Source organism: Sphingomonas sp. NFR15 (genome assembly GCF_900103265.1).
GTDB classification, from domain to species: Bacteria; Pseudomonadota; Alphaproteobacteria; order Sphingomonadales; family Sphingomonadaceae; genus Sphingomonas; species Sphingomonas pollutisoli.
Genome location: NZ_FMWX01000003.1, coordinates 39,244 through 54,968, shown reverse-complemented (window position 1 = coordinate 54,968; position 15,725 = coordinate 39,244). Strand labels below are relative to the sequence as shown.

Here is a 15,725-nt window from a genome sequence, read left to right as displayed (position 1 = left end):
TGCGGGTCTCCGAGGATCACACGAGGGCCGGCAGGCGTTCGAGGTGCTTGTCGAGCGTGATCGGATAATCGCGGACGCGCACGCCGGTCGCGTTGTAAACCGCGTTCGCGACCGCCGCGCCGACGCCGCACAGCCCGAGTTCGCCGACCCCCTTGGCCTTCATCGGGTTCGCCTTGTCGTCGGCTTCGTCGAGAAACACGACCTCCTGATGCGGAATGTCGGCATGCACCGGAACCTCGTAGCCGGCGAGATCATGGTTGACGAAGAACCCGAAGCGCGTGTCGACCGCGAGTTCCTCCATCAGCGCGCCGCCGACCCCCATCGTCATCGCGCCGATCACCTGGCTGCGCGCGGTCTGCGGATTGAGGATACGCCCGGCCGCACACACCGCCAGCATCCGGCGCACGCGCGTCACGCCGGTGAACGCATCCACGCCGACCTCGACGAAATGCGCGCCGAAGGTGGAAAGCTGATAGGTATCGCCGAGCTTGCCGAACTCGATCTTGTCCTCGGCGACCAACTCGCCGGCGTTGGCCGCCTGCGCGAGATCGGTCGAGCGGTTGCCGCTGCGGACCTTGCCGCCCTCGAACACGGTATCGGCCGAATTGAAGCCGAGCCGCTGCGCCACCGCCTCGCGCAGCTTGACGCACGCGGCATAGACGCCGGCGGTTGCATTGGCCGCGCCGAACTGGCCGCCCGACCCGGCCGAGACCGGGAAGCGCGAATCGCCGAGCTTCACGACGACGGCGTCGACGGGCACGCCCATCATCTCTGCGGCGGTCTGCGCGATGATCGTGTAGCTGCCGGTGCCGATATCGGTCATGTCGGTCTCGACCGTGACGACACCGCCCTGGCCGAGCCGCACGCGCGCGCCCGACGCCATGTTGATATGGTTGCGGAACGCGGCGGCGACACCCATGCCGACCAGCCAGCGCCCGTCGCGGACCTGCGCCGGCTTGGGGTTGCGCCGCGACCAGCCGAAGCGCTTGGCGCCGTCTTCGAGGCAGCGCACGAGCTGGCGTTCGGAAAAGCGGCGCTCGGGCTTTTCGGGATCGACCTGGGTGTCGTTCTTGATGCGGAACGCGATCGGGTCCATGCCAAGTTTCTCGGCCATTTCGTCGATCGCGATTTCCAGCGCCATCATACCCGGTGCCTCGCCCGGCGCGCGCATCGCATTGCCTTCGGGCAGATCGAGCACGGCGAGGTGCATCGAGATCCTCCGGTTGGCGCCGGCATAGAGCAGCTTGGTCTGGTTGACCGCGGTCTCCGGCTCGCCACCCGGCTGGTCGCCCGAGCCGCTGTCATGCGCGATCGCGGTGATGGTGCCGTCCTTGGTCGCGCCGATGCGGATATGCTGGCGCGTCGCCGGGCGGTGCGTGGTGTTGTTCGGGATGAGCGGGCGCTGGAGCGCGACCTTGACCGGACGCCCCGCCGCGCGCGCGCCGAGCGCGGCGAGCACCGCATCGGTGCGCAGGAACAATTTGCCGCCGAAACCGCCACCGACATAGGGTGACAGAAAGCGGATCTTCTCCTTGGGGATGCCGAGCGTTCGGGCGAGATCGCCGTGCCCCCATGCGATCATCTGGTTGGAGGTCCACACCGTCAGTTCGTCGCCGCGCCACGCCGCGATCGAGGCGAACGGCTCCATCATCGCATGGCTCTGGTCGGGCGTGCTGTAATGCGCGTCGAGCTTGACCGGCGCGGCCGCGAATGCCTGTTCGAACTGGCCGACCCGGTCCACGCCGGGCGATCCGCTGCCCTCGTCGCTCGATCCGCCGGCGAGCGGCGCGGTCTTCAACGCCGTGTCGAGATCGAACCGGCCCTCGGCGCGCGCATAATCGAGGCGCACCAGCGCCGCCGCCGCGCGCGCCTGCTCGAACGTCTCGGCGACGACGATGGCGACCGCCTGGTGATAATGGTCGATCTCGGGGCCACCGAGCAACTTGACCGTGTTGAACTTGCCCTTGCCGAGCTTGCCGGCATTGTCCGCGGTGACGATCGCGATCACGCCGGGCGCCGCCTTCGCCTGCGTGAGATCGATCGCGCTGATCCGCCCCTTGCCGATCGCCGCGCCGACGACATAGCCATAGGCCGGGTCGGCAATCTCCCGATGATGTTCATAGGCATAAGGCGCGGTGCCGGTCGTCTTGAGCGGCCCGTCGATCCGGGCGTGCGCCCGGCCGACCACGGTCATCCGGTCGATGGGGTTGTCGCCCGCGGGCGTTTCGAACTTCATGCGGTCGTCCTCACTTCGGCCATCGCCGCCGCCAGCGTCCGTTCGGCGAGCGGGAGTTTGAAGGCATTGTCGTGGGTCGGCTTGGCGCCGGCGAGCAACTTCGCGGTGACGGCCCTGGCGCCACGCGGCAACTCTGCCTCCGCCGCTGCGTCGCGCCACGGCTTGTGCGCGACCCCGCCGAGCGCGACGCGGCCGGTGCCGTCCGGCTGGATCACCGCCGCGACGGAGACGAGCGCGAAGGCGTAGGATGCGCGGTCGCGCACCTTCTCGTACACATGCCGGCCACCGATCGGTTTGGGCAGCGTCACCGCCGTAATCAGTTCGCCGGGCGCCAGCGCCGTTTCGATATGCGGCGTGTCGCCGGGCAGGCGGTGGAAGTCGGCGATCGGGATCGCACGCGTCTCGCCGGCCGCGTTGACCGTCTCGACCGTGGCGTCGAGCACGCGCATCGCCACCGCCATGTCGGACGGGTGGGTGGCGATGCATTTGTCGCTCGATCCGATCACCGCGAGCTGGCGCGAGACGCCGCCGATCGCGGCGCACCCCGAACCGGGCTTGCGCTTGTTGCAGGGCATGTTGGTGTCGTAGAAATACGCGCACCGCGTGCGTTGCAGCAGATTGCCTGCGGTCGTCGCCTTGTTGCGGAGCTGGCCGGACGCACCCGCGACGATCGCCCGCGTCAGCACACCGTAATCGCGGCGCACCCGCGCATCGGCGGCAAGGTCGGTATTGGTGACGAGCGCGCCGATGCGCAGCCCACCCGCGTCGGTCGGCTCGATCCGGTCGAGCTTGAGATCCTGAACATCGACGAGGTGGACCGGCGTCTCCACCTCGATCTTCATCAGGTCGAGCAGATTGGTGCCGCCGGCGATGAAGCGCGCGCCCGGCCGCGCCGCCACCGCCCGCGCCGCCGCGACCGGATCGTGCGCGCGTTCGTAGGTGAACGCCTTCATGCCTTGCCTCCCGCGACGTCTGCGATCGCCTCGGCGATGTTCGAATAGGCGCCGCAGCGGCAGATGTTGCCGCTCATTCGCTCGCGCACTTCAATATTCGAAAAGGCCGGGCTGGCGGCGATATCGCCCTGCACATGGCTCGGCACGCCGCGCTTGATCTCGTCAAGCACGCCGACCGCCGAGCAGATCTGCCCCGGCGTGCAATAGCCGCATTGATAGCCGTCATGCTTGACGAACGCGGCCTGAAGCGGGTGGAGTTTCTCCGGCGTGCCGAGACCCTCGACCGTCGTCACGTCGTCGCCTTCGTGCATCACGGCGAGGCTCAGGCAGGAATTGATCCGCACGCCATCGACCAGCACCGTACAAGCGCCGCACTGGCCATGATCGCAGCCCTTCTTGGTGCCGGTGAGGTGCAGGTGCTCGCGCAAAGCGTCGAGCAACGTGGTGCGCGCATCGAGCGCCAGGTCGCGGCGCTCTCCGTTGACCTTGAACGAGACCTTCACCGGCGCGGGATCGGCGGCGGGGCGCTCACCCACGCGCGCGGCGTTGGCTGGACTCGCGGCGACGACGGCGGTCGCCGCGCCGCCGGCGAGAACGCCGCGCCTCGACACTACCGGTTCCGGCATGTTCGGCATCGCATCGTCTCTCTCTGCTGTACGGGAATGGGTTCTCACGCCTATCTAACGCACGTCTCACGATTATGTCACCGTGACTGGCGCTCATATCAGCGATGATCGAAATTCATGGATCGCGTGCGTTTAGCGCGCCAGCCGCTCGATCAACGCCATCGCGCCATGCGGCGCGCGAACCTTGGCGCCGTTGATGAAGAAGACGAACGTCTCGCGCGGCCGTGTCGCCGGCGCATCCGGCGATACATAGGGCAGGCCGTCCGGCTGCTCACCCTTGGCCCATCGGCGCGACACGTCCGCCCAGCGGTCGAGCGCGTCCGCGGCATAACCGGCCGGCTCGTCTTCGACCGCGTTCTCGAGCCGCGCATAGACGAAATCCCCGGTCACATCGGCGATCGCGGGATAGTCGGCCGAATCGGCATAGACCAGCGCCACCCCGGCTTCGCGCGCCATCGCGACGAACTCGGGCACCGCGAAGCTCTCGTGCCGCACCTGCACCGCATGGCGCAGCGCGACCCCCGCGTGCGATGTCGGCAGAAGCGCGAGGAACGCGCCGAAATCCTCCGCGTCGAATCGCTTGGTGGCCATGAACTGCCACAGGATCGGGCCGAGCCGATCACCCAGTTCGACGATTCCCTGCCCGACGAACTTGGCGATCGACTCGCCCGCCTCGGCCAGCACCTTGCGGTTGGTGCAATAGCGCGACGCCTTGAGCGTGAAGACGAAGCCATCCGGCACCGCCTTCGCCCAGCTCGCGAAGGTCGCGGGCTTCTGGCTGCTGTAATAGGTGCCGTTGACCTCGATCGCGGTCAAATGCTGCGCGGCATATTCGAGCTCGCGCTTGTGCGGCCATTTCTCGGGGAAAAAGGTGCCGCGCCACGGCTCATAGGTCCAGCCGCCGATGCCGACGCGAATCGCAGGGGTGTCGCTCATGGCGCTCTGTATAGCGCGCCCGATGGTTCCACCGCCGCCCGAAAATATCGCGGTGGCATGCCGCCCGCCGGATACCTAGCTGACACCCTCACAGGACGGAGTTGGCAGATGGCCGGATCGGCATTGGTGGTGGGCGCGAGCGGAATCGTCGGCAGCGCCACCGCAACGTTGCTCAACGCGCGCGGATGGCGCGTACACGGGCTGGCGCGTCGCCCGCGGGAGCAGGCCGGTGTCACGCCCGTCGCCGCCGATCTCCAGGACGCGCCCGCGACGGCGGCCGCGCTCGCCGGGCTGAACGTCGATGCGGTGTTCATCACGACGTGGCTGCGGCAGGACAGCGAGGCCGAGAACATCCGCGTCAATTCGGCGATGGTGCGCAACCTGCTCGACGGGCTGCGCGCCGCCGACGCGGGCGCGCGCCACGTCGCGCTGGTCACGGGCCTCAAACATTATCTCGGGCCGTTCGAAGCCTATGGCAAAGGCACGCTCCCGCAGACGCCGTTCCGCGAGGAACAGGGCCGGCTCGATGTCGAGAATTTCTATTACGCGCAGGAGGACGAACTGTTCGCCGCCGCCGCGCGCGACGGCTTCACCTGGAGCGTGCATCGCCCGCATACCGTGATCGGCAAGGCGGTCGGCAATGCGATGAACATGGGCACCACGCTCGCGGTGTATGCGACGCTGTGCCGCGAGACCGGGCGGCCGTTCCGCTTCCCCGGCTCGCCGGCGCAATGGAACGGCCTGACCGATATGACCGAGGCCGCGCTGCTTGCACGCCATCTGCTGTGGGCGACCGAAACGCCGGCCGCCGCCAACGAAGCCTTCAACGTCGTCAACGGCGACGTCTTCCGCTGGAGCTGGATGTGGGGGCGGATCGCGGCGTGGTTCGGGCTGGAGCCGGCACCGTTCGACGGCGAGATTCGACCGCTCGAAGCGCAGATGGCGGGAGATGCCGCGCTGTGGCGCGAGATCGCCGCGCGCGAGGGGCTCGCCGAACCCGATCTCGGCCGGCTCGCGTCCCCTTGGCATACCGATGCCGATCTCGGCCGGCCGATCGAAGTCGTCACCGATATGTCCAAGAGCCGCCGGCTCGGCTTCACCGACTATCGCGCGACCGAAGACGCCTTCACCGATCTGTTCGCCCAGCTCCGCGCCGAGCGGCTGATCCCGTGAGGCTCCCCGCCTAGACCGTCACCTGCTCGCCCAGTTCCAGCACCTTGCCGGGCGGGATGTGGAAGAAGTCGGTCGGGTCGCTCGCGTTGCGCTGGAGGAACATGAAGATGCGGTCCTGCCAGATCGGCATGCCGACATCGGCGGCGGGCTTGATCGTGTTGCGGCCGATGAAATAGCTGGTCTTGGCGGGGTTGAGCAATTTGCGCTCGTCGGTGCGCACGAGCCCGAGATCGTGCGGCACGTCGGGCGATTCCATGAAGCCGTAGGTCAGCACGACCGAGCTGAAATTGTCGTCGATCGCGGTCGAGCGAACGCGCTCCTCCGGATCGACGAACGGCCGGTCGGCGGTGCGGATGCTGACGATCAGGTTGCGCTCGTGCAGCACCTTGTTGTGCTTGAGGTTGTGGAGCAGCGCGCCCGGCGCGCCCTCGGCATTGGCGGTCAGGAACACCGCCGTCCCCTCGACGCGCTCGGGCGGGCGCTTGGCGAGCGCGGCGGCGAGATCGGTGAGCGGGATGCTCTGCCGCTTTTCGAACGCGCGCACGATGCCGCGCCCGCGCACCCAGGTGTAGATCGTGAAACCCAGGATCGCCGCGACCAGCAGCGGCACCCAGCCCCCCTCGATCACGCGCAGGATGTTCGCGCCGAAGAAGATCACGTCGAGCACGAGGAACGGCAGGATCAGCGGGATGGCGCGCGCGCGCGACCAGCCCCAGGTATGCCGCACGACGATATACGCGAGGCAGGTGGTGACGACCATCGTGCCGGTGACGGCGATGCCATAAGCGGCCGCCATCGCCGAGGAGGTGCGGAACTGCACGACCAGGATGAGGACGCCCGCCAGCAACATCCAGTTGATCGACGGCAGATAGATCTGCCCGGCCTGCGCCGCCGAGGTCTGGCGGATGCGCAACCGTGGCAGCAGCCCGAGCTGGATCGCCTGTTGGGTCAGCGAGAACGCGCCGGTGATGACCGCCTGGCTGGCGATGATCGTGGCCAGCATCGCGAGGATCACCAGCACCGGCCGCACCGAGTCCGGCGCCATCAGGAAGAACCAGTCGCGGTCACCGATATCGCCGCCCGCCGCGTGCGCGGTCTCGAGCGCGCTCAGCACGAAGGCACCCTGCCCGAGATAGTTGAGGAACAGGCAGGGCAGCACCAGCGCGAACCAGCCGATCCGGATCGGCCGCCGCCCGAAATGGCCCATGTCGGCGGTCAGCGCCTCCGCACCCGTCACCGTCAGGAACACCGCGCCGAGCACGAACAGCCCGGTCACGCCGTGCGTGAACAGGAACATCGCGCCGTAATGGGGCAGGAACGCCCGTACGATCGAGATTTCGTCGGTGATGTGCCACAGCCCGAGGCCGCCTATGCACAGGAACCACAGGATGCAGACGGGGCCGAACAGCTTCGAGACATGCGCGGTGCCGCGTGACTGGATCGCGAACAGCCCGATCAGGATCGCGATCGTCAGCAGCAGGATCATGTCGTCGCTGAACATATTGCCGGCGCCCGGCAGCGTCTTGAGACCCTCGACCGCCGACAGCACCGACAAGGCCGGCGTGATGATCGCGTCGCCGTAGAACAGCGCCGCGCCCGACGCGCCGAGCACCAGCGCGATCAGCGAGCGTTTGCCGAGCCCGCGGCGCGCGAGCGCGGTCAGCGCGAGAACGCCGCCTTCGCCGTGATTGTCGGCGCGCATCAGGAAGACGACGTATTTGATCGTCACGACGAGGATCAGCGACCAGAGCGCGAGGCTCAGCACGCCGAGCACCTCGTTCACCTCGGCGCCATCGGCGGTGGTGAGTGCGAGCGCCGTGCGGAACGCGTAGATCGGGCTGGTGCCGATATCGCCGAACACCACGCCGATCGCGCCGACCGTCGTCGCCAGAAGCGCTGGATGTGGATGTGCGGAATGACCTGTCGCTTCAGGCACGGAGGACATGGCGGGCGTTGGACCTGACGGTTGGACGAGCGGCTGTACGCGCGCTGAACGAGCCTGCAAAGGACTTTGTTGCGCCGCCACATCGGTCGGCGCGGGCGCGATCGCGCACTTGATCCGCCCGTCGTTTTGGCCGCATAGCGGCGCATGGTTCGCTTTTCGTTCGCAGGCTTCGAGCTCGTCGCGCTCGCGCAAGGCGCGCTGTTCTGGCCGGCGCGCGCCGCGCTGATCGTCGCCGATCTGCATTTCGAGAAGGCGAGCTGGTTCGCGATGCGCGGCCAGATGCTGCCTCCCTATGATTCGATGGCGACACTCGCCGATCTCACCGCGCTGGCGGACATGACCAAGGCGGCGGAGATCTGGTGTCTCGGCGACAGCTTCCACGACAGCGCCGGCTGCGAGCGCCTGCCCGACGCCGCGCAGGCGATGCTCCGCACGCTGGCGGGGACATGCCGCTGGACGTGGATCACCGGCAACCACGACGCCGGGTTGATCGACCGCTGCGGCGGTGACGTCGCCGCCGAGGCGGTGATCGACGGGCTGGTGCTACGCCACGAGGCGGTGGCGGGCGAGACTCGCGCCGAACTTTCGGGCCATTACCACCCCAAGCTGCGGCTGCGCGTGCGCGGGCAGACCATCTCGCGCCGCTGCTTCGTCGCCACGCCGACCAAGCTGGTGCTGCCCGCGTTCGGGTCGCTCACCGGCGGGCTCGACGCCGGCCATCCCGAGATCGTCCGCGCGGTCGGCCTGGGCGCGGAGGCGCTGGTGCCGGTCGAGAACCGGCTGCTGCGCTTCCCGATCGCGGCGTAGCGCATGTCCCCCTAGCCCGTTCGTGCTGAGCGCAGTCGAAGCACGCGCCCCGGACACCAGCGCTTGTGGCACGCACTTCGGCTTCGCTCGGTGCGAACGGTGTTGGGTGCCCGATCTGTGCGTCTCAATCCTTCCACGCCCAGAACAGGTGCGCCGGCGGCACGTTCCACCATTCGAAACCATGATCGATCCGCTTGAACGCGGGGGCGAGGAAGTCGCGCACCCGCGCGCGGAACTGATAGACGAGGAACGCGCCGCCGGGGCGCAGCACGCGATGGGTCGCGCTGGCGATCGCGTCGCCCACACCGGGCGGGAGCGTCGAGAACGGCAGTCCCGACAGCACGTAATCGGCCTGTTCGAAGCCATGTTCGGCGATGATCGCCTGCACGTCCGCCGCCGAGCCGAGATGCGCGATGAAACGCGAGTCGCGGATCTCGTCACGCAGATGGTCGATGAAATCGGGGTTGGTGTCGATCGCGATCAGCGTCGCGTCCGGGGCGAGCCGATCGAGGATCGGCTGGCAGAACGTGCCGACGCCCGGACCATATTCGACGAACAGCTTGGTCTTGCCCCAGTCGACGCGCGACAGCATTTGCCGGATCAGCCGCCGCGAGGAGGGCACGACCGATCCCACCATTACGGGGTGCTTGAGGAATCCGCGCAGGAACAGCGCCTGCTGCGATGGGCGGCGCGCCGGCGCTGGCGAACGATCACCGGTGGTCGAGAGGGTCAACGGCAGTTCCTGTTCTGGTTTGTCACATTCGCGTAACCAACACGTCGGCAAATCGGTTGCAAGCCCATTGCGAACGGCGCATCGCCCCGCCGCATGGATCAGGACCGCACCGGGCAAACGCTCGTCATCTTCCTGTCGGCGCGCACCGCCGCCGACGATCCCGGCTATGCGGCCGCCTCGGCGGAGATGGCGATGCTCGCCGCCGCGCAACCCGGCTACCGCGGCGTCGAGAGCACGCGCGGGCCGGACGGTTTCGGCATCACGATCAGCTTCTGGGCCGATGAGGCGAGCGCGCTCGCGTGGCGTGCGCATCCGCGCCACCGTGAGATTCGCGAACTCGGACGTGGGCGGTGGTACGACTCCTACGAGGTGATCGTCGCCGAGGCGACGCGCGGATACCGCTGGTCCAAGTAACGTCGCCCCGGCGCAGGCCGGAGCCGCCGCGTGGCCGGCGGAGCGCCCCATGACGGCCCCGGCCTGCGCCGGGGTGACGATCATGTCTTCCCGTTCGTCCCGAGCGAAGTCGAGGGACGTGCCACAACCGCTGTGGCCAGTGTCTCGACGTCGCTCGACACGAACCGATTCGGAAGCAGTTACGTCGTCTTCGGTACCAATTGCCCCGGCGCGACGAAGCCGATCGGCTGGAGCGCGGAGGCATCCTGCTTCAGCCGCGCGCCGATCTGCTCATATTCGCGTTCCAGCTCGGGCGTGACCGAGGCGCGCGACTCCTTGAGCGCTTCGTCGAAATGCGCCTGCGTCACCTGCCCGACCGACAGCGACTGGCGCAGCGCGACGAGGCCGGCGCGCCGCACCAGATCGCCGAGGTCGGCGCCGGTGAACCGGCCGGTCCGGCCCGCCAGATCGGCGAGATCGACATCGTCCGCGAGCGGCATCTTCGCGCTCTGGATGCGCAGGATGCGTTCACGGCCTTCGCGATCGGGCACGCCGACGTAGATCAGCTCGTCGAACCGGCCCGGGCGCAACAGCGCCGGATCGATCAGATTGGGCCGGTTGGTCGCGCCGATCACGACCACCGCCTGCAACTCCTCCAGCCCGTCCATCTCGGCCAGGATGGTGTTGACCACGCGCTCGGTCACCTGCGGCTCACCCATGCCGCCGCCGCGCGCCGGCACCAGCGAGTCGAGTTCGTCGATGAAGATCACGCATGGCGCGACCTGGCGCGCCCGCGCGAACAGTTTGGCGATCTGCTGCTCGCTCTCGCCATACCATTTGCTGAGCAGATCGCTCGACTTGGTGGCGATGAAATTCGCCTCCGCCTCGCGCGCGACCGCTTTGGCGAGCAAGGTCTTGCCGGTGCCGGGCGGGCCGTAGAGCAGGAAGCCCTTGGCCGGGCGGATGCCGATCCGGCGGAACGCGTCGGGGTCTTTCAGCGGCAGTTCCACGCCTTCCTTCAGCCGCATCTGCGCGTCGTCGAGTCCGCCGACATCCTCCCAGCGGACGCGCGGCGCCTCGACCATCACCTCGCGCATCGCGCTCGGCTGCACACGCTTGAGCGCGCCGAGGAAATCCTCGCGCGTGACCGCGAGCGTATCGAGCACCTCGGGCGGAATCGTGCCGTCGGCGAGGTTGAGCCGCGGCATGATCCGTCGCACCGCCTCGATCGCCGCCTCGCGCGCCAGCGCGGCGAGATCGGCGCCGACGAAGCCGTAGGTGGTGCGCGCCAGTTCGGCGAGATCGACCTTGTCGCCGAGCGGCATGCCGCGCGTGTGGATGCCGAGGATCTCGCGCCGCCCGCGCTCGTCGGGCACGCCGACGATGATCTCGCGATCGAACCGGCCGGGACGCCTGAGCGCCTCGTCGATCGCCTCGGGGCGGTTGGTCGCGGCGATCACCACCACGTTGGCGCGCGCCTCCAGCCCGTCCATCAGCGTGAGGAGCTGCGCGACCAGCCGTTTCTCGGCCTCGCCCGAGACCTGCCCGCGCTTGGGCGCGATCGAATCGATCTCGTCGATGAACACGATCGAGGGCGCGTTCTTCGCCGCTTCCTCGAACACGTCGCGCAGCCGCTTCTCGGATTCGCCATAGGCCGAGCCCATGATCTCGGGGCCATTGACGAGGAAGAACTCGGCCGCGCTCTCGTTCGCCACCGCACGCGCGAGCCGGGTCTTGCCGGTGCCGGGCGGCCCGTGCAGCAACACCCCCTTGGGCGGATCGACGCCGAGACGCTGGAACAGTTCGGGGTAGCGCAGCGGCAGCTCGACCATTTCGCGAAGCTGGTCGATCGTCGGCCCCATGCCGCCGATGTCGTCATAGGTCACATCGGCGCGGCGCGCTTCCTTGGGTTCTTCATACTCGGGGCGAAGCTCGATTTCCGTATTCTCGTCCACATGCACGACGCCTTTCGGGGTCGTGCTGATGACGGCGAGGCGGATTTCCTGGAGCGCATAGGCGGGCGAGCGCAGGAATTGCTGGACGCCCGGCGGCATGTTCTCGACACGCTGCTGTCCGGCGGTGGCGACGACGTCACCTTGCGTCAGCGGGCGGCCGAGGAAGGTGCGCTGGAGCGCGTTCGACGAGCCTTGCAGCCGCAGATTCTGTTGTGCGGGCGCGAACACGACGCGTGCCGCCGGCTTCGATTCGACCTTGCGGATCTCGACGAAATCGCCCGAGCCGACGCCGGCGTTCGCCCGCTGGAGCCCGTCGATGCGGAGAATCTCGAGCCCTTCGTCCTCGGGATAGGGCGCGACCGCGCGCGCGGGGGTGACCGACTTGCCCTCGATCGCGATCACATCGCCTTCCGCGAGTCCGAGCGCCGCCATCATCGCGCGCGGCACATGCGCCAGGCCGCGCCCGCTATCCTCCGGCCGCGCGTTCGCAACCTGCACTTTTCTACCCGGTGCCTCGCCGTCCGCCATATTCCGCTCCCGTAGCACGCTCAAGCGCAGGAGATAGGATGACGGTTCCGGTAATGCGAGAGGTTCCGGCCGCGCGCGGCGCGCGGACAAAAAAAGGCCAGCCCCGAAGGGCTGGCCGTGAAAGTTTTAGGAGAGGATGCCTGAAAGGCACCCGCTATGTGCGTCGCAGCGCGATCTTGTGCAAGTGCGAAGAGATTGTCTTGGGATGCAGAAATTGCAATCGCGACTCGCTTTTTGCATGATGAGGGTGGTAGATTCGATCCAGAGCAATTATGTTGCGCTGCACAAGGAACCGGGAGTTCGATGCGCAGACTGCCACCCCTGACCGCGATCGAGGCGTTTGTTCAGGTCGCGCGGCTCGGCTCGATCAAGGCCGCGTCGCAGGAACTCGCGCTGTCCGCGCCCGCGCTCAGCCGCCGCGTCCAGGCGCTCGAACGCTTCATCGGCAAGCCGCTGTTCGAGCGGCGGCATCAGGCGGTGGTGCTCAACGCCGATGGCGAACGCCTGCTCCAACAGATCGCGCCCGCGCTCGACAGCCTCTCCGACGCGGTCGAGATCATGACCAGCGGCACCGAAATGCTGCGGCTGCGGCTCGGCATCATGCCGCTGTTCGCCTCGCAGCGGCTGTTCCCCAAGCTTGCCGACCTGCGCGCCAAACATCCCGAGCTGCATCTGGATATCGACACCGCCGGCCACGGCTTCGCCCGGCTCGGCGAGGGGCTCGACGCGGTGATCGCGCTCGCGCGCGAGATGGACCCGGCGCTGTACGGCAAACGGCTCGACCGCAACTCGATCTACGTGATCGGCGCCAGGGCGATGCTCGAAGGCGCCAATCCGGTGACCCGGCCCGAACAGCTCGCCGGGCTGACCGCGCTCGTCCACAAGGACATGCCCGATCTGTTCACCGAGTTCCGCGCCGCGGCAGGGCTGGAGAACACGCCCCCGCTCGCGATCGACCATTTCGATTCGGGGCCGCTGATGCTGGAGGCGGCCGCGCAGGGGCTCGGCGTCGCGTTCATGCACGAAAGCCATTTCGAGGATGCGCGCGACCCCCGGCTGGTGCGATTGTTCGATATCGAGATCGAAAGCCCGTACAGCTATTGGTTCGCCTGTCGCCCACGCGCGATGCTGCAGCGGCCGGTCAAACTGTTCCACGACTGGCTGGTGACGGCGATCGCCGATCCGAGCGTTTAGCGGAACCAGCGGCCGGCGCCGCCTGAATCGCACACGCGTTGGGCGGCACCGATCCGTTGCGACCGGATCGTGACACCGCAAGCGCACGCGAGCTCTCGTTTTCGGAGCGGCTCGTTCTCCATGTCCGATCGGCAACTCCGGGCGAAGTCTTCAGGAGCAGCGTTCGGCGAGGCCGATTGCGCGCGGCTGAGGGATATCCGCACACCTTAGACCGACCCATGTATCCGTCCCGACCGCGAGCTCGCCCGAGCTTGACAGTTCAAATATAGTACGCAATGCATATTAAATGAGCGGTGCGGATAGCCACGAAGCGGACGAGGCCAAGATCGTGCGGGCGGTGCTCCGCCTTGCCCGCCGGTTGCGACGACCGGCTTTGGACGGCGAGGTCACGGGCGGCGGCTTGGCGCTGCTCGCATCGCTGCATCGGCAAGGCCCGATGAGCGCGGTGGCGCTCGCACGCGGCGAGGGATTGCAGCCTCAATCGCTGAGCCGCCTGCTGGTTCGACTGGAAGATCGCCGGTTTATCGAACGGCCGACCGATCCGGCCGATCGTCGCCGCCACCTGATAGCCCTGACCGATGCCGGCGCCTTCGCTTTGCACCGGGCGATGACGCGACGCCGGGCGTGGTTGGCAGATGCCATGTTCCATCACCTCGATGATGCCGATCGTCGAACGCTGCTTGCCGCATCCGATGTGATGCTCCGGCTCGCCGGCGACACGAAGGAGGACGACCATGAATGAAGAACCACATCTGATCGCGGCCGAACCACAGCTTTTCGTGCCGGATTTGGGCGCGGCGTGCGCCTTCTATGTCGATCGCCTCGGCTTCACGCTCACGTTCGTACACGGCGATCCGCCCTTCTACGCGCAGGTCCGGCGCGGCGGCGCTTGCCTCAACCTGCGGCACACGGACAATGCCGTGTTCGCGGACGGCTTCCGGGAGCGCGAAGCCGATGCGCTTTCGGCGACCGTGACCGTTCAGGGCATCGAGGCGCTGGCACACAGCTTCGACTCCGCCGGCGTCGCGTGGCATCAGCGCCTCAAGCGTGAGCCGTGGGGCGCGCAGATGTTCATCCTCCGCGATCCCGGCGGCAACCTCATCGCCTTTGCGGGATAGTCGGCTCTCGCTTCGCGTAGCCGACCTCAAGCCGCCCCGAAGATATAGCTCGCGCCGACGATCGACCGGATCACCTTGTCCGGCATGGCGGCCAGTGCGGCGGCGATGAAGGTTTCGCCGGAGCAATGGCCGGGAATGATATAGTCCGGGTTGATCGCCTGCATCAGCGCGACCGTCTCCAGCGCCTGATCGCGAGTCTGCGGCGGCACGAGATGAAAACCGCCAACGATCGCGTGGACCTTGTCGATGCCCGACACCGCCTGCGCGCGGCGGACGGTGTTGATGATGCCACGGTGGCTGCACGAGCCGATCACGACGAGGCCGCGCCCGGCGACGTTGAAGGCCGTTCCCAGTTCGTGCTCCGCATCATCGACCACGAAGTTCTTGTCGCGCTTGGCGGAGTCGAGCAGGCTACGCTCGCAGTTTTGACCGGGCAGCATGCCGGTCGGCACGCGCGGGCGCTCTGGCGAGACGAAGGGAATCGAACCCGTCGTGAAGCCCTGCCCGGCCACGATCCGGGGATCACCGGAAACGATCAGATCGATCCCGGCCTTGGCGATCATCGCGCGATCGATAGCGCCGAAGGATGAGCCGTCGGGAGCGGTGCCCCGGATGCGCGCGCAAAACGCCTCCTCGCCGCCGACGAATAGCGGCGTGCCGCGCCGCACCGTGCCGCTCGCGAGCAAGCCGTCGAGGCCGCCGAAATGGTCGTAATGGCCGTGGCTCAGCACCATCGCGTCGATCGTGCCGGGCGCGATATCAAGAAGCGCCATGTTGTTGAGCGGCGCGGCAGAGGTGTAGCCGAAATCGATCAGCGTCGTGCGCGCCGCCCCGGCCGCCGACGACCGGGCGAGAAGCGAATAGCCCCATTGGCCGGCGAAGGCGGTGTGATAATCCGCGGTGATCGGCGGGGGCACGATGCGGATATCGGGCCGGGTGATCGCGCCGCCGAACACGCTCGTGGTGCTGTCGATCAGGACGGTGAGGTGGAGACGGTCCACCGCCGGCACCGAGAGCGTGGCCGCACCGAAAACCGGAAAGCCGGGCACCAGTGCCGCGCCGGCCAGCGCCAGCAGAGATCGGCGGTTCCATTCCATGACACACCCCGCTGCTTCGTCGCGGCATGGT

General features: G+C 67.9%; 14 protein-coding genes. 6 read left to right on the top strand and 8 right to left on the bottom strand.

The genetic code is table 11. The features are described 5' to 3' along the window. Nucleotides 1–16: 16 nt before the first annotated feature. The 4 genes from paoC to BLS81_RS08445 form a co-directional block, all read right to left on the bottom strand. Nucleotides 17–2,236 carry an aldehyde oxidoreductase molybdenum-binding subunit PaoC gene (paoC, locus tag BLS81_RS08460; protein ID WP_093223076.1) on the bottom strand — a complete coding sequence of 740 codons (2,220 nt, stop codon included), beginning with the start codon at nucleotides 2,234–2,236 and terminating at the stop codon, nucleotides 17–19. Then, nucleotides 2,233–3,189, bottom strand: a complete 957-nt coding sequence (locus tag BLS81_RS08455) for an FAD binding domain-containing protein (RefSeq protein ID WP_093223074.1) — start codon at nucleotides 3,187–3,189, stop codon at nucleotides 2,233–2,235. The genes paoC and BLS81_RS08455 overlap by 4 nt, the downstream gene beginning before the upstream one ends. Beyond that, nucleotides 3,186–3,824: an aldehyde dehydrogenase iron-sulfur subunit PaoA gene (gene paoA, locus BLS81_RS08450; RefSeq protein WP_093223072.1), complete on the bottom strand. Its 639-nt coding sequence runs from the start codon at nucleotides 3,822–3,824 to the stop codon at nucleotides 3,186–3,188. The genes BLS81_RS08455 and paoA overlap by 4 nt, the downstream gene beginning before the upstream one ends. A 123-nt stretch (nucleotides 3,825–3,947) precedes the next feature. After that, complete coding sequence (locus BLS81_RS08445; protein WP_093223071.1) at nucleotides 3,948–4,751, bottom strand: DUF72 domain-containing protein; 804 nt, start codon at nucleotides 4,749–4,751, stop codon at nucleotides 3,948–3,950. Nucleotides 4,752–4,859: 108 nt separating this feature from the next. Between BLS81_RS08445 and BLS81_RS08440 the strand changes: the two genes are divergently transcribed. Beyond that, entirely contained in the window at nucleotides 4,860–5,924 is a 1,065-nt protein-coding gene (locus BLS81_RS08440; protein WP_093223069.1) for an SDR family oxidoreductase, read from the top strand. A 10-nt stretch (nucleotides 5,925–5,934) separates the two neighbouring features. Here the strand turns inward: BLS81_RS08440 and BLS81_RS08435 are convergent, their stop codons facing one another. Beyond that, a complete protein-coding gene (locus BLS81_RS08435) occupies nucleotides 5,935–7,869 on the bottom strand; it encodes a potassium transporter Kup (RefSeq protein ID WP_093223689.1) in 1,935 nt (644 codons plus the stop codon). A gap of 144 nt (nucleotides 7,870–8,013) precedes the next feature. Here BLS81_RS08435 and pdeM point away from each other — a divergent pair, with 144 nt between their 5' ends. Then, nucleotides 8,014–8,676, top strand: coding sequence for a ligase-associated DNA damage response endonuclease PdeM (pdeM, locus tag BLS81_RS08430; protein WP_093223067.1), 663 nt, complete (start codon nucleotides 8,014–8,016; stop codon nucleotides 8,674–8,676). A gap of 124 nt (nucleotides 8,677–8,800) precedes the next feature. Here pdeM and BLS81_RS08425 read toward each other — a convergent pair whose 3' ends face one another. Continuing rightward, nucleotides 8,801–9,313, bottom strand: coding sequence for a class I SAM-dependent methyltransferase (locus BLS81_RS08425; protein ID WP_143023348.1), 513 nt, complete (start codon nucleotides 9,311–9,313; stop codon nucleotides 8,801–8,803). Between the two features lie 189 nt (nucleotides 9,314–9,502). On the opposite strand from BLS81_RS08425, the gene BLS81_RS08420 reads away from it, so the two are divergent. Then, a complete protein-coding gene (locus BLS81_RS08420; protein WP_093223063.1) occupies nucleotides 9,503–9,823 on the top strand; it encodes an antibiotic biosynthesis monooxygenase family protein in 321 nt (106 codons plus the stop codon). A 179-nt stretch (nucleotides 9,824–10,002) separates the two neighbouring features. Here BLS81_RS08420 and BLS81_RS08415 read toward each other — a convergent pair whose 3' ends face one another. Further along, a complete protein-coding gene (locus BLS81_RS08415) occupies nucleotides 10,003–12,285 on the bottom strand; it encodes a CDC48 family AAA ATPase (RefSeq protein WP_093223061.1) in 2,283 nt (760 codons plus the stop codon). 303 nt (nucleotides 12,286–12,588) lie between these two features. Here BLS81_RS08415 and BLS81_RS08410 point away from each other — a divergent pair, with 303 nt between their 5' ends. From BLS81_RS08410 to BLS81_RS08400, 3 genes are all read left to right on the top strand, one after another. Next, on the top strand, nucleotides 12,589–13,479 hold the full coding sequence (locus BLS81_RS08410; RefSeq protein WP_093223060.1) for a LysR substrate-binding domain-containing protein: 891 nt from the start codon (nucleotides 12,589–12,591) through the stop codon (nucleotides 13,477–13,479). Between the two features lie 286 nt (nucleotides 13,480–13,765). Beyond that, entirely contained in the window at nucleotides 13,766–14,221 is a 456-nt protein-coding gene (locus BLS81_RS08405; RefSeq protein WP_093223058.1) for a MarR family winged helix-turn-helix transcriptional regulator, read from the top strand. Then, nucleotides 14,214–14,597: a VOC family protein gene (locus BLS81_RS08400; protein WP_093223056.1), complete on the top strand. Its 384-nt coding sequence runs from the start codon at nucleotides 14,214–14,216 to the stop codon at nucleotides 14,595–14,597. Before BLS81_RS08405 ends, BLS81_RS08400 begins: the two co-directional genes overlap by 8 nt. 26 nt (nucleotides 14,598–14,623) lie before the next feature. On the opposite strand, the gene BLS81_RS08395 is transcribed toward BLS81_RS08400, so the two are convergent. Then, the gene (locus tag BLS81_RS08395) at nucleotides 14,624–15,694 is read right to left on the bottom strand and encodes an MBL fold metallo-hydrolase (RefSeq protein WP_093223055.1); all 1,071 of its coding nucleotides are present in this window, start codon (nucleotides 15,692–15,694) and stop codon (nucleotides 14,624–14,626) included. Nucleotides 15,695–15,725: the final 31 nt, after the last annotated feature.